Origin of the sequence: Vibrio sp. YT-16 (assembly GCF_033337405.1) — a bacterium.
In the GTDB taxonomy this organism is placed as follows: domain Bacteria; phylum Pseudomonadota; class Gammaproteobacteria; order Enterobacterales; family Vibrionaceae; genus Vibrio; species Vibrio alginolyticus.
In genome coordinates this window covers 169,198-193,774 of record NZ_JAWOQQ010000008.1, presented here as the reverse complement: position 1 = coordinate 193,774, position 24,577 = coordinate 169,198, and the positions used below count along the sequence as shown (strand labels likewise).

The following is a 24,577-nucleotide window of genomic DNA, read 5'->3' as shown; positions in this document are numbered from 1 at the left end:
GAGCTTACGCTTCATCCTTGTGTAGTGTTCTGTCCGAACACCTAATTTAAAATCGAGTATCGATACTGGTTGTCAGTACCGGACTAATCAGTGATATCTTCGATAAAATAACCAAAGGTATCTCCTATTAGCCTCAGGACAGAATTTTTAGACGCGACATTCTAGCGATCTGTCGCAACCCTGTCGAGCCAATAGCCACTATGTGGACATTGTCTGCGCTAAATTCTCGAATGCTGACCCATTTTTTCTTCAAAAATGCGATTCAGACACCGTCTAAGCATCGCCAGCATATCTAGAATGGGGACAATAGCGACTTTTTCAAGAGAATCGACCGGTTTTTTTATCGAAAAGCCTAAAAAGAGATCTTGCTCTTGTTTTACTCCACAGAGTTGAAAACTAAATCCCTAATCCTTCCTACAAACTATTAACATTTTCTTACGTGACCAAAGGAAGTTGTAAGGAGTGTAAGGATGTCGCAAAAAAAACGGATTCTGCTGACATTTTTTGCTTTCTATTTCCTGTCCGCAATTATCGGTGGCCATTGGGTTTGGCAGACCAGTTATCAATCTCTACTTGATAAACACCAATCACAGCTGGAGCAGTTTTCTGGCCATATAAAAAATAAACTCGATAAGTACGCCCATATCCCAAATCTTCTCGCTAAAGATGATCCTCTTTATCAAGCGCTTCTGCACCCCAACAACAGTGCGCAACTGGAAATTACTAATCGGTATTTAGAATCCGTTAATGGCGTGATTGAAGCAGCGGATACGTACTTAATCGATCAATGGGGTACAACGATCGCGGCCAGCAACTGGCGTAAAGAGCGCTCCTTTATCGGGCGAAATTTTGCATTTCGCCCTTATTTCAAACAAGCCATTGTAGGTAAACGAAGCCAATACTACGCACTGGGCTCAACATCTCGTAAACGTGGCTACTACTATTCTTATCCCATCGTATACGCTGGCGGTGTACTTGGTGTCGTCGTGGTGAAGATGGACCTAAGTAAGATAGAGGACAACTGGCAGCAACCTAACAGTGTTTTTGTCGCCAGCGACCCATACGGAATTGTTTTCATGAGTAGCCGAAGTGAATGGCTACTCAAAAGCTTACAGCCACTGACAAAAAAAGAGAAAAAGCAAGTTTGGGCAAGCCAACAATATCTTGATGCGCCAATTGAAACGCTTGGATTAGTGGGTAGTTTGGACGAGGTGCATTCTGAGCTTAAACAGGGTTACCCATACAATAAAGGAACCTTGGTGGTCTCTTCGCTGCCCCTTCCCGAACTCAAACTGACTATTCGTGTGCTGTCTCCTAAACAGTCGATCGTTTGGTTCACCATGGGTTACATCTTTGTGCTCACTCTAGCATTCATGGTTTTGTTTTTAATTGGTCAGCTTATCTATCACCGTCAACAGCGTCACTTGCAACTTGAACGAATTCAACAAGAAGCCAATCAAAAGTTGGAATATCAAGTCATGGCACGGACTGCCGAGTTGCAAGCGGAGATCGCACAGCGTATCGATACCGAACAAACTTTACGCGTTACTCAAGACGAATTGGTGCAAGCAGCGAAACTCGCGGTGTTAGGACAAATGTCGGCCAGTATCAGCCATGAACTGAATAATCCACTTGCGGCAATTCGTAGCTTTGCGGAGAACGGCAAGCTGTTTCTAAAAAAAGAAAAATATGAGCGAGTGGAAGATAATCTCACTCGCATTTCTGCTCTCACTGACCGTATGGCAAATATCAGTCAGCAACTTCGCTCTTTCGCCAAAAAAACCAGTGGTGACGAGTTGGCTCAATCTCGACTGTTCCCTGTGATTGCCTCTGTAAAAGAACTGATGAAGCCCGCATTTAAATCAGGGCGCGTCACGTTAGAAACAAATTTGCCAAAGCATGATGTTGAAGTGCAGATCAATATTATTCAACTGGAGCAAGTGTTGGTCAATTTACTGACTAATGCGATAGAAGCACTCAAAGAACAACAAGACAAACAGGTAGAATTATCTGTAGAACACGATGAGCACACTGATTTAGTTTGGATTCATGTTGATGATAATGGCCCAGGACTTGGCTCTTTCTCACTTTCTGATTTATGTGAGCCGTTTCTAACCACTAAACTGAACGGTTTAGGTTTGGGTCTCTCTATCTCGCAACAAATCTTAGCCAGTATGAATGGAAAATTATGTGCCCATAATCGAGAACAAGGCGGCGCTCGATTCTCATTGTGTTTACCTATCACTTCTTACAACACTGAACCATCAAAAGGATAAGATCATGTGTCAGGTGTTTTTTATTGATGATGAGGCCGATCTCAGACTCGCTATAGAACAGACCTTTGAACTGGCGGATATCGACGCCAAGTTTTTTGTGGATGCAGAATCGGCTTTAATAGCGATGCAGCAAGGAGAAGAAGCTGGCGTCGTGGTCACTGATATCTGTTTACCAGGCATTTCTGGTATGGATATGCTAACAACTTTGACTCAACGCGATGCAAACTTACCCGTCATCATGATCACTGGACACGGTGATATTTCCATGGCTGTGCAAGCCCTTCATCAAGGCGCTTACGACTTTATTGAGAAACCTTTTGCGCCAGAACATTTGGTTGAAACGGTTAAGCGGGCGATTGAGAAGCGCAAACTAACCAATGAAAATGAAAAACTGCGCCTGTCACTTAAAGCCAGTAAAACCCTTGGTCCACGAGTTATTGGTGAAACCTCTAGCATCCAAATATTACGAGAGACCATCACCCAAATCGCCGATACCGACGCCGATATTTTGTTGTTTGGTGAAACCGGTACAGGGAAAGAGTTAATCGCTCGTTCTTTACATGAGCAAAGCTCTCGCCGGAACCAAAACTTTGTCGCCGTAAATTGTGGAGCGGTTCCAGAGAACTTAATTGAGAGTGAACTCTACGGCCATGAAAAAGGCGCATTCACTGGCGCCGAAAGCCGTCGTATCGGTAAATTTGAGTTTGCACAAGGCGGCACACTTTTCTTGGATGAGATCGAGTCGATGCCTATCCAAGCCCAAATTCGTTTATTGAGGGTATTACAAGAGCGCGTGATTGAGCGTGTCGGTTCAAATGAATTATTGCCTTTAGATATTCGAGTGATTGCCGCAACAAAGGTCGATTTAAAACACGCAGCTGAAGAAGGTACTTTCCGTCAGGACCTCTATTATCGGCTCAATGTCGTGACCTTGGATCTCCCGCCACTACGCGAACGAAAAGAAGACATTCCAGCCCTCTTTCACCACTTTCTGTTGGTAGCAGCTTCACGTTATGGCAAAAGCTCACCTAGCTTGTCACCCCAAGATCTAGCGCAACTGATGAGCCATGACTGGCCTGGCAATGTTCGAGAACTCAGAAATGCTGCAGAGCGTTTTGTGCTATTGGGTAAGTTAATTCAGTTGGGAGAATCGAACCCAGTTGCTAAGTCTTCCTCAAGCCTTGCAGAGCAAGTGGCGGAGTTTGAGAGAGCAGCCATTGAAGGCGCTTTATTAGAAAACAACGGTAGTATTAAACAGACAATGTGCCAATTGAATGTGCCAAGAAAAACCCTTTACGACAAGATGCAGCGCTACCAAATAAATAAAGACCTTTACAAATAAAACACGTTCAAATAGCTGGCATTATATTCAACTTGAATCATAATTTTTAACAACGGGTTTATCATGGTTGTTATAGATATGAACGAAAAAGTGAGAATACCGATTGTTACAGATACCGTGCTCGTAGACGGTTGCTATCAAGAAGAGAGAAGATTCGGTGAAGAGCGTCGCAAAAATAAAAAGAGGTGGCGACACTATGAACGTCGAATTAATTCAGACCCGCGCAAAACTTGTTACAAGTCAATAGACGAAGAGGTGTGAATTCTCACACCTCTTTCTACTTTCTGGCTTCCATTACTTGGTAATGATCTCCGGCCCCATCAAGGTAGTAGGCAACCAAGTCGAAACCCATGGCACATATGTGACGATAATTAGGAATAAGAACATCACTCCAACCCAGGGTAATGCTGCCTTCACTACGTTCATCATCGACATTTTGGCAACACCAGCGGTCACAAATAAGTTAAGACCCACGGGCGGCGTTATCATTCCTATCTCCATATTCACCACCATCATTATGCCCAAATGAATTGGGTCTATACCTAATGCAATCGCAATTGGGAACACGAGCGGCGCAACAATGATCAACAAGCCTGATGGCTCCATGAACTGACCACCAATCAGCAACAAGACGTTCACCACAATCAAGAAAGTGATTGGTCCGAGACCAGCCGAGAGCATCGACTCGGTGATCATTTGCGGGATGCGTTCTTCCGTTAAAACATGCTTCAAAATTAAGGCATTAGCAATGATGAACAGCAGCATGATGGTGAGTTTGCCCGCTTCATATAGGGTGTGTTTGGTGTCTTTATGAACAAAGGTTTGGAAGATTTTAACGAGCGCAGGTTTAGTGTTTTTCTTGTCTGCAAATGGCCCCATGTCTTTGTATACAAAGTTAGCAATAAAGAATGAGTACACAGCAGCAACCGCAGCGGCTTCTGTCGGCGTAAAGATACCGCCATAGATACCACCAAGAATGATGACGACCAACAACAAGCCCCAGCTTGCATCCTTGGCGGCATCAAAAGTTTCTTTCCAACCGACAAAAGGTTGCTTTGGAAGGTTCTTGATTCTCGCGGCAATGTAAATCGCGATCATCAACATGACACCCGCCAGCAAACCGGGAATCACACCACCAAGGAACATACGTCCAACTGACACATCCGTTGCGGCTGCATACACCACCATCACAATCGAAGGTGGGATCAAAATCCCTAGCGTACCTGCGTTACAAATTACCCCAGAGGCAAACTCTTTTGAGTAACCGTTTTTGATCATACCTGCGATAACAATACTACCTATGGCAACAACCGTTGCAGGTGAGGAACCTGACAACGCGGCAAACATCATACACGCTACAACCGAAGCCATCGCCAAACCGCCGCGGAACCAGCCTACAATGGCAATGGCGAAACGAATGATCCGCTTTGCTACGCCACCCGTCGACATAAAGCTTGAAGCCAATATAAAGAATGGAATAGCCAATAGCGTGTAGTGGCCCGCGAATGCATTAAACAGCGTTTGAGCAACTGACGCTAAAGAGGCATCCGAATGCATTAAAAGGAAAAGAACACTGGAAAGGCCCAGCGAAATAGCAATTGGCACGCCAACCAGCATAAAGCCAATTACCATCAAAAATAGAAATAAGATATCCATGGCTTATTGCTCCTTGTTTTTAGCGTCTTGCGAGGCCTTTGGAGCCATTACGTCTTCAGCGTCACTCATCTCAGCTTTAAGAGATTCGAGCTCTTCCTCCGCTTCATGTCCTGCAATCAAGCGATCGAGCTTACCAGTAGCGATTTGCCACGTGACTTGAACAAATCTAAACGTTAGTAGCGCCATTCCAAGTGGCAAAGCGAAGTAAGGAATAAAACGTGGCAGCTTTTCATAACGCTCTCCCTCATTTAACCAGTCGGCCATGAACTGGAGTATTTCAGGCATCGGAATATCGTCCGTTTCATACCACGCTCGGTCAGTAGCGAACGGATACCAGTAGTTCCAAGCGCCAATTAACAGCAAAATAGAGAAGGCTAAGCAACACATTGCAGCAAAAAGCGCCAGGGCTTTTCGTTTACCTTCCGGAACGATGTTAATAATGACATCGACACCAATATGAAAGTGTTTTTTCACACCATAAGATGCGCCAACCAACACCATCCATGCGAACATGAAAACGGTGAGCTCAAGCGCCCAAAGAATATTGTCGTTAAAGACATAACGAAAGATGACATTGGCAAAGGTCAGCAAGGTCATGGCACCCAAGAAGAAAGCAATCAAAGTCTCTTCAATGGCATCGGTGATTCGTCCAGCCTTGGCAAAAAAAGTCTGTTCCATAATTACATCACGTCGTCTGTAGGGGGAAAGAGCCCCCTCAGTTTGAGAGGGCTAAATGTGCTAGGTGTTATTATTTTTGGTTAGACGCCAAAGCGGCTTCGATTAGGTCAGAACCAATGTCTTTTTCGAACTTCTTCCATACTGGTTGAAGTGCAGTGACCCATTCTTGGCGCTGTTCTGGCGTTAGAGTACGAACCACACCACCTGCTTCGATGATATTGTTCTTATTCGCAAGGTTTACTTTGGTTGACTCAGCATTACGCTGCGCAGTTACCTCTTGAATAATGGTGTTTAACTGCTCGCGCTGATCATCTGGTAAGTTTTTCCAGAAGTCGTTTGACGTCACAACTAAGTAATCCAGAATTCCGTGGTTCGTTTCCGTAATGCCATCTTGAACTTCGAAGAATTTTTTGCCGTAAATGTTTGACCAAGTATTTTCTTGACCATCAATAACCTTAGTTTGCAAGCCGCCGTAAACTTCTTTGAACGACATTTTTTGTGGGTTAGCACCTAGCTGCTCAAACTGAGCAACGAGTACATCAGACGCTTGAACACGGAACTTAAGTCCTTCAGCATCAGTTGGAGAAATGAGCGGCTTGTTGGCTGACATTTGCTTCATGCCGTTATGCCAAAACGCAATGCCTTGTAGGCCACGACGTTTCATTGAATTTTTCAGCTTTTCACCCGCTTCCGAGTTTTGGAAACGGTCAACCGCGTCGACATCATCGAACAAGAAAGGGAGATCGAAAAGGCGGTACTTCTTGGTGAATTTCTCAAACTTAGAAAGAGAAGGAGCAGCGAGTTGAACATCACCATTCAGTAGCGCTTCCAACACTTTGTCATCATCATACAGTGTTGAGTTAGGAAACACCTGCATACAGACTTTACCGTTCATCTCTTCGTTGACGCGCTTTTCAAGTAACGAAGCCGCGATGCCTTTAGGGTGTTTGTCCGCGTTCGTTACATGGCTAAACTTGATGACCGTTTCACCCGGGTCACAATTTGCGGCAGCATTAAAACTGGTAACAGCAAGTGCAGAGACAGATAGTAGAGTTAGAGGCTTAAGCATTATTATTCTCCTTGTTGAATCACATCCCATCCCGTCCATGAGTAACTAGGTGTTAGGCGATGGGTACGGATGTTCAACAAAGAGCAATTAATGGACCATGTTAAAATTTATATGTATTTCAATAAATTAACAAAGCCCATTAACATGAATCAGAAGTGTAACGAGTGAATTCCACCCAAGAAAAAGATACAAATGGGTGGGAAATGACCCATTTATGAAGAACAGCTTATCTCCATTTTCTTCCCCCATTCCGGTGGCAATTTCGCGTAATCATCAAACTCGGGTTGCTCATCAAATGGGCGTTTTAACAGTTCGGCCAATCGGTGTAATTCGCTAAAGTCCCCTTCTTCCGCTTTATCAATCGCCAACTGAGCCAAGTAGTTACGCAAGATGTATTTGGGATTGGCTTGACGCATCTGTTTGCAACGCTGTTCGGTTGAAATCAGGCCCCCTAGTTCATCAACCTCTAGCTCACACCGAGCTAAATACAGCTCAAGCCAAGCTCGCGCTGCTTCTCGGTCGAGAAATAAATCGATTACGGCTTGGGAAGGCGCATTATCAAGGTTTGAAAGTGTTCTGAAGAAGCGAGTGTAGTCCGTTTTATTCTGGTGAAGAAGCTCAAACATAGCTTCAAACAAACGCCCGTCTTCCGCTATCTTAGTTTTTAAGCCCAACTTCTCACGCATGAGGCGGCCGAACTGCTGGCTTAAATGAACTTCAAATTGACTCAACGACGATTCTAAGTCTTCTCGTTCAACGAGTGGCGATAGCGCATGCGCCAGTGCTGACAGGTTCCAAAGCGCAATTCTAGGCTGTTGATCAAATGCGTAACGACCCTGGTAGTCTGAATGATTACAAATGTATCCCGGCTCATAATCATCAAGAAAGCCAAACGGACCATAATCAAAAGTTTGCCCAAGAATTGACATGTTATCGGTATTCATCACACCATGCGCAAAACCAAAAGCTTGCCAATATGCGATCATCTCGGCTGTTTTAGTCACGATGGCGTCAAACATCGCGGCATATGGTTTCTCCGCCGATGCACAATCAGCAAAGTGCCACTCAATCACCTTATCCGCCAACAGCTTCTGCTCTGCTAACTGGTTGGTGTAAAAGAAATGCTCAAAGTGACCGAATCGAACATGGGTTTCAGCCATTCGAAGTAACAAAGCGCCCGATTCCGTTTTTTCTCGATAAACAGGTGTATCACTGACCATCATACCGAGAGCACGTGTCGTGGGAACCCCAAGGCCCGCCATGGCTTCACTGCACAAGTACTCACGGATAGTTGAGCGTAATACCGCTCGCCCATCTCCCATTCGCGAGTAAGGCGTTAGCCCTGCACCTTTGAGGTGAAGATCAAACCAAGTACCATCCTGATGCTCAATTTCTGCCAACAGTAATCCACGTCCATCGCCCAAATCTGGGTTGTAAACGCCAAACTGATGGCCTGCATATTTCATCGCAAGAGGACGAAATTGTTCGAATTCACTTAGCCCAGAAAAAACCGCCAATAACTCATCGTTTTGCTCTTCTGGTAAACCAAACTGCTGTGCAAACTCACCATTCCAAGCGACCCAGCGAGTGTTGTCCAAGGGTTGTGGCTCGACCAACGTATAGAACGCTGACGGTAATTGACTAAAGCGATGGGTGAAATTGACCCGTTGCCAAATGGACATGTAGGGTTCCTTAATAAAAAGAAGTACTGTTGTGAGTATACGTGTGAATGTCCCTGTCATTCAGCCATGAAATGGGCATGGGTATTTTGCGTGAATAACGCGAAGGCGGCAGGAAGGTATCAACCTGCCGCAGACCGTCTCCTAAACGGAGGTAGCATGTAAAAACGATCAAAGGGTTAAGCGGAAAATTCTTCACCCGTTTTTGGTGACTGTGATGGCGTATCAAAACGAGCGCGTTCGATATCCACTACCGTTTTATAGCTCAATGATAACAATGCCAGCTGGTACGCGCCAAAAATACCATAGGCCACACCGACGAGGCTCAACATAAAGAGATTCGTAAAGTGGCTAAAGATCAGCTGACTGAGCAAGCCCGCACCCAATGGAATTAGTCCCATCAAAATGAATACTTGTTTGTTGTATGCTCTGCTCTGGTTCCACGAACGACGCAAACTGCGAGGCTGATGATCCATTGCAGTCGCTGGCAACACAAATGACCATCGCGCCATTACCCAATAGCCGGGAATGCTTGCAATCGTTGTGATAATAGCCATAGCAACAAAGTCGGCTTCACCACTTTCTGCAATGTAGATAAACGACAACACAAAGATCGGGATACCAATAACGAGCATCATCATCAGTCCAAACAGTATCCACCAGCCTATGAAACGGAATTCTCGAGCTGACAAACGAAATACATCCAACGCAGAGTGCATGTAATCGCCGGCTAAATAAATTCGATGCACACGCACAGCCGCCATAGCGGCAACAAGTGGGTACAAAATAATTGTGACGAAATAAAATCCTGAGACATTGCCTTCTTGAACGTTCGCTTGATCTTTCCCCGTCATTTCAGGATACATAAAAGCAAAAATTGAGTGCACGATAATCAACGGAATACAAGCAATAACAATTGCGAGTAGATTCCTTCTGACCATCACTGCCGCTTCTCGGCATATTTCCGAAACAGAAAAGGCCTCGGTAGACATATAACATCCTTAGTTCATAAAAATCGGCCCCTAGGGTAACCGCAGAGTAGAAAAATCGCTTTAAAAATAATGAGAAACACATCTCATAAGACAATGAGAACGAAACCAAAATAGATCAGATAAAAAATAAGCCACTCAATGTGAGTGGCTTATACCGCAATTCAATACCGTTTTAGACGCGACGTCGCCAGCCTAATGTTGCAAGTAACATCAAAGCCCAATAAGAAACACTGCCGCTACCTTCTGAGTTCTTGAATGTCGTTGTCTTCAAAGAAGCAACAACCGTCACGATAACTTCCCCCGTAGCAGTGGCACCATGACCATCTGAAACCGTATATTGCAGCTTGATGCCGTCAGTAGGGCTATCCGGTGCTTGAAAACGGATTTTGCCATTCTCTACACTCGCACTTCCCACACCCGTTACGTTCTGTACGCTTTCTACAACCAGTTTATCGCCGTTCACATCCGAATCATTGCTCGCTGCATCAATCAGAATACTTTCACCAACGGCAACGGTCGCCGTATCTGCAAGCGTAAGTGGCGCTGCGTTTTTCATGGTTAAATCGACGGTAGCACTGGACGTTTCATTACTAGGGTCAGTCACGGTTAAACGGAATGTCAGAACCTCACCCGCTTTTGCACCTTGAGGCACCGTAAAGCTTGTGCTAACACTGGTTGCATTGCCAAGAGAAACTGAAGTGCCAGCCAACTGCTCCCATTTATAACTCAACACATCGCCATCAGCATCCGTACTATTTAACGCAGACAACGTGACTCGCTGCCCAACCGTCATGTCTTTATTATCAACATCAATCACGGCCACTGGCGCTTCGTTGCTGCCAAGCACTTCCACCTGCACATTCACGATTGAAGATGAGTACGCACCATCAACCGACAACAAACGATATTGGAAAGTGTCCAGACCAACAAAGTTAGTTTCAGGTTGGTACTGGTTGCCAGAGATGGTGCCGTGCTCAGGCTTCTGCACAATGTCCACATTGAACTGATACCCTACCGCCATGAAATCATTGTCCATCAGGTTCAGTTTGATTGGCGTATTTTTATTGGTTTGTAACGAATCAGATTTCGCTTCAACCAAGTTGCTCGCATCCACATTTAATAATGCTGCAAACGGAATATAAGAGAACCCGGCTTTTTCTAGACCAAACGTGCCAATCTCACTGTAATCACCAGTCCACATTACAGGTAGGGAGGCTTTTTCAGTTTTTAGCAAGCGGCCGAAGTCAAAGTTTGCATCAAATTGACCGCCTTCCAATTCAACGACCAATAAGTGCTGACCCGCACTCAATTGGCTTGATTGGGGGAATAAAATTCGAGATGACTTTTGGAAGTTACCTTGCTGTAAAAGCTCAGCGTTGTTTTGATTCAATATTAATCGATAGCCAATGTTTCCAGAAAATGGGAATCGCCAAACTCGATAAGTCATGTCACTTTGAGCGCTATCTCTTTGCGCGTAAAGTTGAAGGCCATCAAGCTCTGTATCACTATTCAAGTCCAGTGACACCGCCAGAGTGTTACTCCCACTCGCGTACACATAACCTTGGTGAAGAGAGTTCAGCCATGCTGATTTATTTGGTTCGTTTGTATGTTCAAGAGAAAAACTACCACCGTTGGTGTTGCTGGCAATGTTGGAAATACGAACCCCAGTATCAAACCCTGTGATCGCTCTCAGACCCGGGGTCGATGTATCTGAAATGACATCGCCACCATTAGGATATAAATCGTCAGCGTCACTCCTACCATCATTTTCTAACTCATTCAGACCATCAGCCTGCATGATTTGAACCTGCATCGCGCCAACATCATTAAAGCGGTTCTGGACATTAACCGACGTCGCCAGGATACCTTCAGCCGCCAATGCTCGGTCGTAACCGCTAAAGGTGCGATTTTCCAAGTAAATACGTGGACCAAACTCTTTCAAGTACGGGTCGAGATACACCAGCTTGACATCGTCGTTGTTCACAGAAATAGGCGCTGGACTTTCATGAGTTACCGTTGGTACAACAAAACCAGCAGCGTGTTTGCTCCATGCACTCATGTTCACCGGAGTGTCGCCAGCGTATGAATCTCCCGGTTTCTGCGCCCATGAACCGCCACCCATCACGCCCCAAGAGCCAATCGAGGCATCACTGTTCCTTGCGTACAAATCCGGTAAGCCAAGCATTAAGTGACCAAGCTCGTGTACGATCACGCCCAACGTCGCTTGATGATCAACTTGATAGTCAGCGAACACACAATAGTCTGTGATCTTTTTACCATCTAGTGTGACATCATCGTGAGAGAATTTGTGCGGCCAAATCGCAGGACGGTTGAGAACCCCTGTTGAACGATCGCCCCCCGCAAAAATAAACATGACAGAGAGTTCTGACGGTTCTACGGTACCATTTTGATTGCTGTCGTAGGCCGAAAGATTAAAGTATGGATCCAGTTTTTGATAAGCCTCGGTGAAAACCGCATTCAACTTGGCGGTGCATGTCTTATCAGTCGAACTAGAGTGACAGTTAGGGTGGCTTTGTGCCACAGTCACATCTATCACACCGTCATTGGCGGTGCCGTAACTCTCAAGTGCAGGAACAACTTTGAATTTACCTTGAGAGTTTTTATCAAAGTAATCCACAACGCTTTGACCATTGGTATTAAATACGCGTTGCTCAAAATCATGCACCATTGCTTGGTCATCAAACGAAACTTGCACAACCAATAGGGGCTGCTGCTTCACCGTTGAACTGCTCATCGCCTGGTAACCTTGCGCCGAACGCAGTAGGTTTTTTCGTGCCATCGGCTCAATGGTTTTTAGAGAAGATAATTGCGGTTTAACTTGTAAATCCGGGCGAAACTTCGCCGACTCAGGTGGCTCACTCGACTGCGTTTTCACCACACCTGTCGAGATCAATATTGGCGTGTCTGACTCGCGCTGAATCTGCGCGAAAAACCAAACGCCGTCTTCCTGAAGTAAGGCATTGCCCTGCTTATCTTCAAACCAGTGGAAATCTGCCGTTCCACGTAGAATTGCCTCACTGGAGCTACCATCGCTCAACGCAATAGTATGCCAAACCGGCGATGGCGGAGTAGTTGCCATGCTCTTCCCTGCAAGAAGCGCAGTTAGCATAGCCATGGCGAGTGTGTTGAATTTCAAAGTACGACTCCATCTTTTCGATTCGTTCATTCATACCAAGCACAACAAACACAAAGTAACCCTATGGGCATAGAGTAAGACTGAGTGACTATTGACGAAGGCTGGTATCAATTCGCTCAGATAACACGACGTAGTTTGGTGTCACACTACAAAAGCGTCGGATTCCAAAACGCTGTTATGAGCGTAGCTTCTGAGAATATAAATTGAGTGAATGAATAGTATCGAAACGAAAGGAAGAAGAAATGAACTTCTACGAATTTATAGGTAAAACTGGGCAACATTCCACATATTCTATAAATGTACGAGCACTGCTATTAATCAATGCTCGTAGTGGTCGCGCGGCCATTGTTTAACGCTATATTAACCTGTAAGAACGGCGTCTTCTGGGTATTTGACCAAGGTAGGTTCAGGACGTGCCAACATGTAGGCAAGCGTGAGCGGCCCAATACGACCAATGATCATCACCACGATCATAATGTATTTACCAGGTTCAGAAAGTTCCGCAGTCAAACCGGCGGTGAGCCCCACTGTGGCAAATGCGGAAATGGTTTCAAACATAACTTTATCAAAGCTGGCCTTCTCGGTAAGCATCAATAAAAACATTGCGCTTGTCAGGATGGCTCCGCTCACAACGATAATTGCCAGTGACTTAGTCACAGTTTGCCAATTTATGGTTCGCTTAAACATAACCACATGTTTCTTTTGGCGTAAAAAGGTCCACGTAGCCATAAACGCAACAGCAAATGTGGAAACTTTAATACCGCCCCCCGTTGAGGTGGAACCCGCTCCAATTAACATCAGAACAATCATGACCAGTAAGGCTGGCTGGGTAAACAGCGCCAAGTCAACACTATTAAACCCTGCCGTTCGAGCACTCGCAGATTGAAAGAATGCCGCCAACCATTGCCCTGCTGCAGGTAAAGACGCCATTGTGTTTGGGTTGCTTCGTTCAAGTAACCAAAACAGCATCGTTCCGACTAAGAGCAATATCGGTGTCGCAATCAGCATGATTTTGGTGTGAAGATGCCAAAAGTGGAAACCTTTGCGCCAGTTTAGCCAGATGTCACCCACAACAGTAAAACCAAGCCCGCCAAAAATGAATAGCCCCGCCAGTGTAAAGATAACCAACGGATCATTCACAAAGCTCATCATACTGTCAGAAAACAGCGCGAACCCAGCGTTGTTAAATGCAGAAATTGCATGAAACAAGGCGTAAAACATACCAGTCTGCCAGCCCATTTCAGGGACCCAGCGGATAGAGAGAAAAATAAACCCGATCGTTTCTGCAACAAGCGCGAAAACAACAATCCGCTTTACTAGTCGGTGTAGATTGACTTGCCGATCTTGCCCTAATGCTTCTTTCGCCAGCGCTTGTTGACGCAAACTCAAACGCACGCCGAACATATAGAGTAAGACCGCCGACAAAGTCATCTGCCCCAACCCACCGATTTGCATTAAAAACATCAGCAAGATTTTACCCGCAAGCGTAAAGTGTTGCCCAGTATCGACAACACCAAGCCCTGTCACACTAATAGCGGACGTTGCGGTAAACAAAGCATCCGTTATCGACAGGCCCGTAACAGAAAAAACTGGCAAGGTTAGCAATACCGCAGAAGGCAGTAAAACACCGAGAAAACTGAGCAATATAATTCGCGGTTCGTTGCCTTTCGCTTTCTCTTGTTTACCATCTGGTGCGTAAAAAACACCTTTCTGATGAAAATACGTCATAGCGATTTTAATTTATTTGCGAGCACATCTTGAGGGCCGACCACAATAATTAGGTCACCAATTTCTAGTGTGGTATTAAGGTCAGGTGCCTTGGTAATTTCTGGGCCCCGTTTAAACCCTAGCACTTGCACGCCATCGACTTTGCACAGAGCCAAATCACTTAGTGTCTTACCCATCCAACGAGAGCCAATCACAAACTCCGTCATAGCTAAGCCACTGCCTAATGGGTGGAACTCAAGAACCCGTTTATCGAGCATTTTACGCGCGACACGTATTCCCATGTCACGCTCAGGCATGATAATGTGGTCTGCGCCAATTTTTTGCAGAACACGAGCTTGGAACCGGTCGTTGGCTTTAACCCATACTGACTTTACTCCCGCCTCTTTAGCTATCAATGTCGCAAGAATACTGGCATTGACATCCGCTCCGATGGCAATCATCACCATGTCGTAATCATCAAGTTTGAGCTCAGCAACCGTCTCTTCGTGAGTACAGTTAGCCACAACCGCCTGACTAACAAAACTGGCGGCTTCTTTAACTCTGTCTTCGTTGATGTCAACGGCTAAAACTTGAGCGCCTGAATCTTGTAACTCTTTACACACTGCCAAACCAAATCGGCCAAGACCAATAACGGCGAATTGCTTATCACCTGTTTTCATTTGTGCCCCATCTTATGCATTCATTAGCAAGCAAAAAAGTTTGCGCCCATTCCTTACCTTGTGCAAACCTGCGGACAGATAATTGACAAAAGCTTAACGCACCTTGATTCACTTTACGTGTTAAGCGTATGACACTGATTAACTTTTTTCCTCATTACCGAATAGAAACCGTCTCGATGGCTACATAATTGGATGCCTTAAAACGCAAAAAGCCGCAAGAATGCGGCTTTTAGATCATGGGATAAACTGGCTATTTTGATTCGCGCTTATCGTGCGGTTTACGTTTATTCTTAGGCACGTAATTTAAAATTGAAATTGGTACTGGCTTTCTTGGCGCAAAACCTTCAATTTCCACTCGCTCTAGCAAGTGCCCTAAACGACTTTCAATCATGCAGAGGTTCTTAAAGTCGTCTTTTGAAACCAGTGATATCGCCTCACCTTTCGCGCCAGCACGACCTGTACGACCAATACGATGTACATACTCATCAGCTGGGTAAGGTAAATCGTAGTTGATGACAACTGGCAGATTATCAATATCAATACCGCGAGCAGCAACGCCGGTTGCGACTAAGTACTGGATTTCACCCGCTTTAAACTTTTCTATTAATTCCTGGCGAACACGCTGATTACGGCCACTGTGGAATGCTTCTGCCACAATGCCACGTTTCTCAAGTTGGCTTACCAGTTTGGCTGCGCCGTGTTTAGTTTCAATAAATACCAGTACTTGCGACCAGTCATTTTCTTTAAGCAAGTGACTTAACAGCGACGACTTCATGTCTTTATCGACGGTCGTGATCCACTGTTTAATATTTGATTTTGAGGCACTGTGCTTTGCAATCGTGATCTCTTCAGGATCAATAATCGCATTTTTCGCCAAGTCACGAACAGGGTTAGATAACGTCGCTGAGAACAACAAACTTTGCACATGTTCTGGCATACAGTCGACGATTTTGTCGATCGCATCGATGAATCCCATATCCAACATTTTGTCGGCTTCATCAAGCACTAGCATTTCCACTTCATCAAAGTGAATCGCGCGTTGACCGTACAGATCAATCAAGCGCCCAGGCGTGCTTACCACAATATCGACACCCTCGATCAAGGCTTGTTTTTGTGGTGCATAATCCACACCACCAAACATCGCCATTGAGCGTAATGGTAAGTTTTTACCATAAGCTTCAATACTTTGATGAACCTGAAGCGCAAGTTCGCGTGTTGGCGTTAGGATAATCGCACGAGCGCGTTTTTTACGTTGCGTTTCGCCTCGACTAAGCTTTTCTAAGATTGGCAGAACAAAACTGGCCGTTTTACCTGTGCCCGTTTGCGCTGCTGCAATTAAATTGCGGCCACGCAATACGATTGGAATGGCTTTTTGTTGGATAGAAGTGGGTTTTTCATAACCTAGCGCTTTTACTGCATCAGCAATCGATGCGCTTAAACCAAGCTTAGAAAATGGCATAGAAAGGTCTCAACAGAGGAAATGGGCGCGTAGTGTATCAGAATCCCCGTGAAGTAACAGAAGGATTCATGCGCGAAAAACTAGGAACATGACACAATCTTAGCCCATGAAATTGGGCTGCAAACCTTTTTCTAATTTTTGCCTCACTTTGTAGGAAACATCATTAAGCGTGATTTTCCCCGTTTTGTGGCGGTCGATACCTGCATTCTGTCGATAGGCAATTGAGCCTTGTCTGAACAAAACGAAAGACGGCGGTTTACCAATCGCAGCAGGGTAGAGAATGGCCATGTAAGCATCTTCTAAGCTATTAATTTTATTTCGATAGGGCCAATAGTACGCTTTCACATAGTCAAGTTGTTCAAGCGCGCTCATTCTCGCAAGAGTCTTTGTGTTCACTCCTAATGACTCTGCGGTAGAGGGCATAAATTGAATTAACCCTGTAGCCCCGCTTCCGGAACCATTTTTGATGCTTGGACTGAAAGTTTCAGCAGTTTCAAATGCCATGCACGCCATAAGATGATTAGGATTGATCTTTAGCTCTTTACTAATACGGATGACTTTAGATTTGAACTCTGGAGAAACTTTCCCTCCCCACGCGACCGCGTTCTCGGGATCTGCAATCGAAGAGACCGTTGATGCGTCATGTTCTTCGACAATTTTAGAAAGTAGAGGAAGCGTTTGGCGTAGTCGATGGCTCGAACTCACCAAGCGAATTGATTTGGTAAGAAACTTGTCTTTTTTTTGATGTAGTTTTTGGAACTTTACTAACTTATACAGTTGCTTATAAACCGTTTTCACAACGAAGCCGGATGTAGGGAACACTCCCAGAATGTAATCCATTTCCTACAAATTTAATATAAATATCAGCAACAGGAATTCTAGATGTGATCAATGTCACCATAAAAATTCTCAAATTCGATACACACCGATGTAAGTGGTCAATGTGTCTCCAACACGCTAGAAGTAAAAGTAAAGAGGCATTAAAAAGGTCTTACCAATTTTTTTGGTAAGACCTAGGTTTACTGATTCTCGGATAAGCGAATGTATATTCTTACAGTTCAGCTTCCCGAACCAGTTCTGCAAGCGTCGACAAACGCTGCTCACTTTGTTTTACGTAAGGATTATTCGTATCCCAAGCATATCCAGCCAAAATCGCACTAATCATCTGTTTAATACGTGGGTTCGGGTTTTGATAGAAAATCACATCTTGCAACGTGCCGTTGTACCAGCCTTCCACATAAGTGCGGAATGTGTTCACTCCCACCATTAAGCGTTGCGAGTACTCTTCTTGCCAATCAACCTTTTCACCATTCAGCTGACGAACCACGCAGTCCGCTGCAAACTCTGCCGATTTCATGGCGATAGTGACACCCGATGAAAATACAGGATCAAGAAACTCACCAGCATTACCAAGCAACGCGTAGTGCTCTGTCGCTAAACGTTTGACGTTAGCAGAATAGCCACCCAACTCGCCTGCTGGATTCGGGTAATTCGCATTTCGCAATAAAGCAGCCAAACCCGGCTCTTCATTGGCTAACTGCTGCAACGCTGCAATCTTATCTTCTGGGTATTGTTCGAAAAATTCTGGCTCACCCACCACACCAAACGAACAAGTACCATTAGAGAATGGGATTAGCCAGTACCATACGTCGTGATTTTCAGGATGAACTGAAATTAAAATTTTGTTGCGATCGTATTCCGGCTCTTGGGGAGAGATATGATCTTCGATATGGGTAAAGATCGCTTTTCTAGGCGGAAGACAAGAAGGTTCTTCTAGCTCCAACAAGCGTGGCAAAACACGCCCAAAGCCACTTGCATCCAGCACAAAATCTGCTTCGATTTGATAAGCCTTCTTATTTGAGTCGAGCACTTCTAATCGAGACTTTTTCCCTTCAAACGCTAGGTTGAGCAGTTCATGCTGATAGCGAATCTCTACGCCTTGCTCTTCAGCGCTATCTGCCAACACTTTATCAAAGTTGGCACGTTGAACCTGAAACGTCGTGCCCGGTCCTGGCGTGTATTTGTTTGTAAAGTCGAACTGGGTGTATACGCCATTACGACGAAATGCAGCACCATCTTTATACTGGAAGCCAAACTGCTTTACCGCATTGGTCATTCCTGCTTGTTCAACAACTTCCATACAGGCAGGGAGTAGGCTTTCTCCTATGGAAAAGCGTGGAAAAGTCGCTTTTTCTAAGACAACAACATCTATGCCACGCGATTTTAATAACGCAGAAACGGTTGAACCTGATGGCCCCGCTCCTACGACAACAACTTGCTTGAGCTCTGTTTTCATTCTGAATTTAGTTTGCTTGTAGTTTTAATAAGGTATGACCAAGGCCAATATTGTCGGTTCTTTCAACGACAGATAAACCTGCCGCTTCGACAATTTCTAAGAAATCATCACTGCGATAAAAGCGACTATTACCGTTAGCTAAACAGGTAAAATAAAGAGAAGTGGCATTAAGGCTATAGGAAGCTCCCGCGTATTTTTGAGCATCCCAAAACAGCTCCAATACGTAAATAGTATCTCCCTTCGTTAACTGGGCTTTAACTTTTTTAAGGATATTGAGGATCTCAATTGGGGAAAAGCAATCCAAGAACTGGCTCATCCACCATACGTCAGCATGCTCAGGCAATGTTTGTGCTTTATCAAGCATGTTTGCAGGGTATGGACGTACACGCTCGAAGAACTGGTTTTCTGAAACATTCTTCATCGCTACTTCTAATTGCTGCGGTAAATCAACAATCGTCACTTGAACGTCAGGGTCATGTTTACAACACTGAATCGCCCATTTTCCCGTATTTCCGCCAATATCCACAAGATGCTTTGGCTTGCTTGCAAATACCTCTTTAAGCAGAAGTGGGAACGAGCGATCCGAATAGAAATGATCGAACTTAAACCAGCTCTGTTTGGCTTGTTCTGGTAACGTCGATAGACCTTGATAGATGGTCTCCCAATTGCCCAACTCTTTCAAACCAGACGGTTTACCTTCTTGAATTGCTTCCGTCAAATGCATCATCGCGGCGTAACAAACATCTGCCGTAAAATCCATGTTTGCATTCGTCATACCATCATGAAGAAGGTAAAAACCAAGGTTTGCAAGCGAATAGTTAGGTCGTTCCCATAAAACAATATGCGCACTAATCGCCATATCCAACAGTACTTTAACACCATATTCTGATACTCCCGTTTTCTCGGCAATATCTGTGGCACTCATGCCTTGAGCGCCAGCGCTGTCTAAAGCGGCTAAAATACCTAAATCTCGAAGCGTTTTGGCGGTCTGGAACACGATTGGTGCAAAAGATAACTTCTGAGCTTCTGTCTTCGCTTCAAAAGCATTAAAAGGGTCATTATTTTGATTTAACACGGAAAAACCTAACTGCAATTAATAGTTTTATTGTTGAGATTGATTGCCCAACAATGCAATAGCTCGCTGAATATCAACATTCAAGTTGTTTACCCAACGATTGTAATTGCGGTGGATTTTGCCATCACTTGCTTTGAGATTTACTGAGTTGAGATAAATAATTGAGTAATATTTATTATTGTATGGGATTTTTACTTCTGCAGAGTGTTTACGAACGTGGATTTTTGCAATAAGAACACCAGGGCTTACTTCTTCGATCGTCCAGCCTCGGTTAGTTGCTGATTGCACTATGGCCATTTTTACTTGTTTATTTTGAAGATCATAAGCAACTGGAGTATCCTCCACATTCATTACAGGTTGTACTCGTCCACAACCAACAAGAAGCAAAGTTAATAATAACGAGACATACAGCTTAAAACGCGACATGATAATTTCCTTTTTATTGTGAATTTGGGTCAACCCCAATTTGTATCGAGCTGTAAAATAAACAATTTAACCCAATATGCCAAACTCGAAGATCAACATTTCGTTCAATATTGATGCGTGGACAGCGAATTCATTCGGTTTATCCGAATCCAATGACTGGAAACAATGGGCAACAGAGATAAAATGGCCAGAAGATGGCAAAATCAATGTTGCAAATATTCCTGCGATGATGCGCAGAAGAATGAGCCCACTCAGTAAACTGGCGGTACAAACTGCAATCGAAATGCTTAATCAACATCAAGTTGATTACCTTGTATTTTCAAGCCGTCATGGTGAACTGCATCGCAGCGTCGCACTAGTTGAAGATATAATTAATGGAGAAGAGGCGTCTCCGATGGCTTTTTCTCAATCGGTGCACAATACCGCCGCAGGGCTTGCCACTATCGCAACTAAACAACCCATTCCCCTAACTTCTATCGCTGCGGCAGAAAACACATTCCAAAGCGCAATATTAGAAGCATGGCTGTTTTTGTACGACAATCCTGACAAAAAAGTACTGCTTGTTGATTTTGATGAGCCTATGCCTGACTCTTATTTAGAATATGAAAACCAACAATACCAAGGGTTTGGACTTGGCTTAATACTTTCTCATGGAGACAATTTCGCGATACAAAGCTCCATAAACGCAGAACGTTCCGGTCATCCTCTTCCTCAAGGTTTAGTATTTTTGCAACAATACTTGTTAGATAAAAGCCAGTGGACTATTTTCGCTCCGCAACAAGCTTGGGAATGGCACAAAAAATGACTCGCTTAAATCAGTATTGGCGTGTGCTAGCAACAGGCTTTTGTTTTTCAGTATTTGGGTTAGGTGGTTTAGTACTGAGCTTCATTGTTATTCCGACCATTCGTATTTTTGTTTCAGACCAAACGGAACGCGAATATAAAGTTCAAGGTGCGATTCGATATTCATTCAACACATTTTGTAAATTGATGAAGTTGAGTGGCGCAATCGATTATCAAATTATTGGTGCCGATATTCTTCAACAAGATCGTAATTGTTTAATTGTTGCCAACCACCCTAGTTTAATCGATTACGTTCTCATTGCTTCACAATTAAATCGCTGCGACTGTTTAGTAAAATCGGCAATATGGTCGAATCCTTTTATGAAGCACATCGTAAAAGCAGCCGGATATATTCCCAATGAAGCACCGGATGATTTATTAGCACTTTGTGATGAACGATTTAACAAAGGCAACGTGTTGCTTATATTTCCTGAAGGAACAAGAACAACGCCAGGTGTAGAACCGAAATTACAACGTGGTGCAGCACAAATTGCGGTAAGAACAGAACGAGATTTAAGAGTTGTCCATATTACGGTAACGCCAAGTTTCCTCACAAAAGAGAAAAAATGGTATCAAGTACCGGCAACAAAGCCCTTTTTCAGGGTTGAAGTTAAGGATAAAGTTGAGATTACCCCCTTTATAAAGCAAACTACGTCGCCGACAATAGCGGCGCGACGCTTACAACAGCACCTAGCTGAAAACATTTTTCCAGAAAACTTTTATTAATAAGCAGGTCCCAGTGGAACAGTTACACAACGACATTAAGCAACTTATTATTGATGCTTTAAACCTTGAAGATTTAACCGTAGATGATATTGAAACGGATGCACCACTTTTTGGTGATGGACTTGGCTTAGATTCTATCGACGCGCTTGAGCTTGGACTCGCAATAAAAAAACAATACAACATCGTTATTGATGCCGACGACTCAAATACGCGCGAACACTTTGCGTCTGTAGCAAATCTAGCGAAATACGTTTCTTCTCAAACTAATGAATAAGTTGTAGGTATATTCATGACTGATGTAAATAAAGATCAAGTATTTGAACAAGTTAAAGATGCGCTTGTTGAGCTGTTCGAAATTGATGCAGCCGACATTCAATCAGATGCGCACTTATACCAAGATCTCGATCTTGATAGCATTGACGCCGTTGATTTGGTCGTACACCTACAGAATGTCACTGGCAAAAAAATCAAGCCGGCAGAGTTTAGTACAGTAAGAACCGTCGACGATGTGGTTAACGCTGTTACTGAGTTATTGAAGGAAAGTTAATGCGCCAATTGCTGACTGGTCTGTCTGCAATTGTACTGTTTGCCTACCCCTTCGCCGTCTATTTCGGTATAGATAAATTTGGCTTGAACTTAGTTGGGGGCTTGTTAATTGCTGCGTTACTTTTGCGTGTTTTCGTCGCAAATAAGACCCCACTAAAAGAGTTTAAGTTCTTGGCGCTCGTTACGGGCGCTGTTGGCATTGTCCTAATTACGCTTGGCATGGTGTTTAAACAACATGGGTGGCTTCAGTTTTACCCTGTCGTTGTCAATGTATGTATGCTGTGTGTATTTGGACTGAGCTTAAAACAGCCGCAATCGATCATAGAGAGGCTTGCTCGCTTGCAAGAACCCGACCTTCCGGCTAGTGGCGTGGCTTACACTCGCAAAGTGACGATGGTTTGGTGCGCCTTTTTTACGCTCAACGCTGCCGTTGCACTCTATACCTGTTTCCTACCAGTAAAAATATGGACGCTTTATAACGGCCTCATCAGCTACTTACTTGCTGGTGGCTTGTTCGCTGGAGAATGGATCGTGCGTCAATTTGTTCGAAAGGAACACTAATCGTATGAATACAACGTATTCGAGCTTTACCTCCCTAGCGACCTTGTTCATCGCGGAGAGGTCTGAGCAATCCCCAGTCTCTTACGATCGCGATACGGTTATCACGTGGGGTGATTTCCAACAGCACGTCGCAACACTTACTCAACAGCTAGAAACCCAACCAACGCAAAACATTGCGTTGTGTTTTGGCAACAGCTACCTGTTTGCCGTTGGCTTTTTTGCTTGTTGTTATGCAGGAAAATCCATTGTATTACCTGGTAATTACCAACCAGAAGCACTCAAAGAGCTCAGTGAGCACTACGATTTGTTGCTGCATGATGCCGATGTCTCGGCTCCAGAACTCGTGAGCTCGCTTTTGATCGAAGCTCAATCATTGCTAGAAACCACCGTGATTAGCGAGCCAGAGGCCAAACAACCTTATTTTTGGCGTGAATTAAACCTGGCAGAAATACCAGTAACGCTATTTACTTCGGGTTCAAGCGGCACACCAAAAGCCATTGCAAAAACGCTGAAACAGCTCGATATCGAAGTTGCTATTCTAGATAACCTGTGGGGCGACACGGTTGCCAGCACACGCGTTGAAAGCACCGTCTCTCATCAGCACATTTACGGCTTGCTGTTTCGTGTATTGTGGCCTTTGTGTTCTGCACGTCCATTTTCAGCACACAACCTAGAGTTCCCTGAGCAAATTGTCCATCACGCCGATGTTGACACCACGCTAGTAAGCAGCCCTGCGTTACTAAAACGACTCAGTGAAGAGCATAATCCGGTTGCGATTCGGTGCGTATTTTCTTCTGGTGGCCCCCTGCCAAACCAAGCCGCGCAACACAGCCAGCTGTTGTTTGGGTCACTTCCTATTGAAGTTTTTGGCAGCACAGAAACCGGCGGCATTGCTTACCGTCAGCAGCACGAAGCCAGTACTCCCTGGACGTTATTCCCTGGTGTTGAAGCCGAGCTTAACCATGAAAATTGTTTAAAGCTCCGCTCGCCACACATTGATGAAAACACTTGGTACCAAACTGCGGATGAATGCTATTTCCATGATAGTATTTCTTTTGAATTGCGTGGACGCACTGACCGAATCGTCAAAGTCGAAGAAAAGCGTATTTCCCTTGTCGAAGTGGAAAAACGTTTAGAGCAATTGCCGTGGGTTCAAGAAAGCGTGGTGATCCCAATGGAAGAATCTGGTCGCCTCACGTTAGTCTCGATCATCGTACTTAACGATAAAGGCGGTGATGTGCTTGATGAACTTGGTAAAGGCAAGTTTTGGCTTGAACTTCGCAAGGCACTGCGCAATTGGTTAGAACCGATCGCTATCCCGAGAAAATTCCGAGTGGTCGACGAAATTCCATTGAACAGCCAAGGCAAACGCCAAGTTGCTGAAATTGAAAAACTATTCCAATAAAGCT

General features: G+C 44.5%; 22 protein-coding genes. 9 read left to right on the top strand and 13 right to left on the bottom strand.

The window, feature by feature from the left end:
• The first annotated feature begins 470 nt into the window (after positions 1-470).
• The 3 genes from R7F07_RS15115 to R7F07_RS15105 all read left to right on the top strand — a co-directional run bounded on the left by R7F07_RS15115 (position 471) and on the right by R7F07_RS15105 (position 3,879).
• A complete protein-coding gene (locus R7F07_RS15115; protein ID WP_171343111.1) occupies positions 471-2,276 on the top strand; it encodes an ATP-binding protein in 1,806 nt (601 codons plus the stop codon).
• A gap of 4 nt (positions 2,277-2,280) precedes the next feature.
• Positions 2,281-3,618: a sigma-54-dependent transcriptional regulator gene (locus tag R7F07_RS15110; protein ID WP_017819922.1), complete on the top strand. Its 1,338-nt coding sequence runs from the start codon at positions 2,281-2,283 to the stop codon at positions 3,616-3,618.
• A gap of 78 nt (positions 3,619-3,696) precedes the next feature.
• Positions 3,697-3,879 (top strand): hypothetical protein, encoded by a 183-nt coding sequence (locus tag R7F07_RS15105; RefSeq protein ID WP_021034161.1) that lies wholly within the window; start codon positions 3,697-3,699, stop codon positions 3,877-3,879.
• A 33-nt stretch (positions 3,880-3,912) separates the two neighbouring features.
• Here R7F07_RS15105 and R7F07_RS15100 read toward each other — a convergent pair whose 3' ends face one another.
• From R7F07_RS15100 to R7F07_RS15040, 13 genes are all read right to left on the bottom strand, one after another.
• Positions 3,913-5,274 carry a TRAP transporter large permease gene (locus R7F07_RS15100; protein ID WP_005382255.1) on the bottom strand — a complete coding sequence of 454 codons (1,362 nt, stop codon included), beginning with the start codon at positions 5,272-5,274 and terminating at the stop codon, positions 3,913-3,915.
• Positions 5,275-5,277: 3 nt separating this feature from the next.
• Complete coding sequence (locus R7F07_RS15095) at positions 5,278-5,952, bottom strand: TRAP transporter small permease (RefSeq protein ID WP_005384308.1); 675 nt, start codon at positions 5,950-5,952, stop codon at positions 5,278-5,280.
• A 70-nt stretch (positions 5,953-6,022) separates the two neighbouring features.
• The gene (locus R7F07_RS15090) at positions 6,023-7,021 is read right to left on the bottom strand and encodes a TRAP transporter substrate-binding protein (RefSeq protein WP_053307498.1); all 999 of its coding nucleotides are present in this window, start codon (positions 7,019-7,021) and stop codon (positions 6,023-6,025) included.
• A gap of 212 nt (positions 7,022-7,233) precedes the next feature.
• Positions 7,234-8,703 (bottom strand): protein adenylyltransferase SelO, encoded by a 1,470-nt coding sequence (locus tag R7F07_RS15085; RefSeq protein WP_053307499.1) that lies wholly within the window; start codon positions 8,701-8,703, stop codon positions 7,234-7,236.
• Between the two features lie 176 nt (positions 8,704-8,879).
• Positions 8,880-9,692 carry a sugar transporter gene (locus R7F07_RS15080; protein ID WP_171343112.1) on the bottom strand — a complete coding sequence of 271 codons (813 nt, stop codon included), beginning with the start codon at positions 9,690-9,692 and terminating at the stop codon, positions 8,880-8,882.
• A gap of 172 nt (positions 9,693-9,864) precedes the next feature.
• Positions 9,865-12,849, bottom strand: a complete 2,985-nt coding sequence (locus tag R7F07_RS15075) for a M6 family metalloprotease domain-containing protein (protein WP_171343113.1) — start codon at positions 12,847-12,849, stop codon at positions 9,865-9,867.
• Between the two features lie 360 nt (positions 12,850-13,209).
• Entirely contained in the window at positions 13,210-14,577 is a 1,368-nt protein-coding gene (locus R7F07_RS15070; RefSeq protein ID WP_171343114.1) for a TrkH family potassium uptake protein, read from the bottom strand.
• Positions 14,574-15,236: a potassium channel family protein gene (locus R7F07_RS15065; protein ID WP_171343115.1), complete on the bottom strand. Its 663-nt coding sequence runs from the start codon at positions 15,234-15,236 to the stop codon at positions 14,574-14,576. The genes R7F07_RS15070 and R7F07_RS15065 overlap by 4 nt, the downstream gene beginning before the upstream one ends.
• Before the next feature lie 250 nt (positions 15,237-15,486).
• Positions 15,487-16,695 carry a DEAD/DEAH box helicase gene (locus tag R7F07_RS15060; RefSeq protein ID WP_005382264.1) on the bottom strand — a complete coding sequence of 403 codons (1,209 nt, stop codon included), beginning with the start codon at positions 16,693-16,695 and terminating at the stop codon, positions 15,487-15,489.
• 99 nt (positions 16,696-16,794) lie between these two features.
• Positions 16,795-17,535, bottom strand: a complete 741-nt coding sequence (locus R7F07_RS15055; protein ID WP_080276914.1) for a transglycosylase SLT domain-containing protein — start codon at positions 17,533-17,535, stop codon at positions 16,795-16,797.
• Between the two features lie 211 nt (positions 17,536-17,746).
• Positions 17,747-18,991 (bottom strand): NAD(P)/FAD-dependent oxidoreductase, encoded by a 1,245-nt coding sequence (locus R7F07_RS15050; RefSeq protein WP_151514618.1) that lies wholly within the window; start codon positions 18,989-18,991, stop codon positions 17,747-17,749.
• Positions 18,992-18,998: 7 nt separating this feature from the next.
• Positions 18,999-20,066 (bottom strand): methyltransferase, encoded by a 1,068-nt coding sequence (locus R7F07_RS15045; RefSeq protein ID WP_031779087.1) that lies wholly within the window; start codon positions 20,064-20,066, stop codon positions 18,999-19,001.
• Between the two features lie 27 nt (positions 20,067-20,093).
• Positions 20,094-20,492: a hypothetical protein gene (locus R7F07_RS15040; protein ID WP_005382272.1), complete on the bottom strand. Its 399-nt coding sequence runs from the start codon at positions 20,490-20,492 to the stop codon at positions 20,094-20,096.
• Between the two features lie 76 nt (positions 20,493-20,568).
• On the opposite strand from R7F07_RS15040, the gene R7F07_RS15035 reads away from it, so the two are divergent.
• From R7F07_RS15035 to R7F07_RS15010, 6 genes are read left to right on the top strand one after another with little or no spacing between them, the layout of a single operon-like run.
• A complete protein-coding gene (locus tag R7F07_RS15035; RefSeq protein WP_171343116.1) occupies positions 20,569-21,297 on the top strand; it encodes a beta-ketoacyl synthase chain length factor in 729 nt (242 codons plus the stop codon).
• Positions 21,294-22,061, top strand: coding sequence for a lysophospholipid acyltransferase family protein (locus R7F07_RS15030; protein WP_005388305.1), 768 nt, complete (start codon positions 21,294-21,296; stop codon positions 22,059-22,061). Before R7F07_RS15035 ends, R7F07_RS15030 begins: the two co-directional genes overlap by 4 nt.
• Before the next feature lie 13 nt (positions 22,062-22,074).
• Positions 22,075-22,335 (top strand): phosphopantetheine-binding protein, encoded by a 261-nt coding sequence (locus R7F07_RS15025; RefSeq protein ID WP_005382278.1) that lies wholly within the window; start codon positions 22,075-22,077, stop codon positions 22,333-22,335.
• Between the two features lie 15 nt (positions 22,336-22,350).
• Positions 22,351-22,608: an acyl carrier protein gene (locus R7F07_RS15020; RefSeq protein WP_025766966.1), complete on the top strand. Its 258-nt coding sequence runs from the start codon at positions 22,351-22,353 to the stop codon at positions 22,606-22,608.
• On the top strand, positions 22,608-23,168 hold the full coding sequence (locus tag R7F07_RS15015; protein ID WP_025766967.1) for a hypothetical protein: 561 nt from the start codon (positions 22,608-22,610) through the stop codon (positions 23,166-23,168). Before R7F07_RS15020 ends, R7F07_RS15015 begins: the two co-directional genes overlap by 1 nt.
• A gap of 4 nt (positions 23,169-23,172) precedes the next feature.
• On the top strand, positions 23,173-24,573 hold the full coding sequence (locus tag R7F07_RS15010) for an AMP-binding protein (RefSeq protein WP_171343117.1): 1,401 nt from the start codon (positions 23,173-23,175) through the stop codon (positions 24,571-24,573).
• Positions 24,574-24,577: the final 4 nt, after the last annotated feature.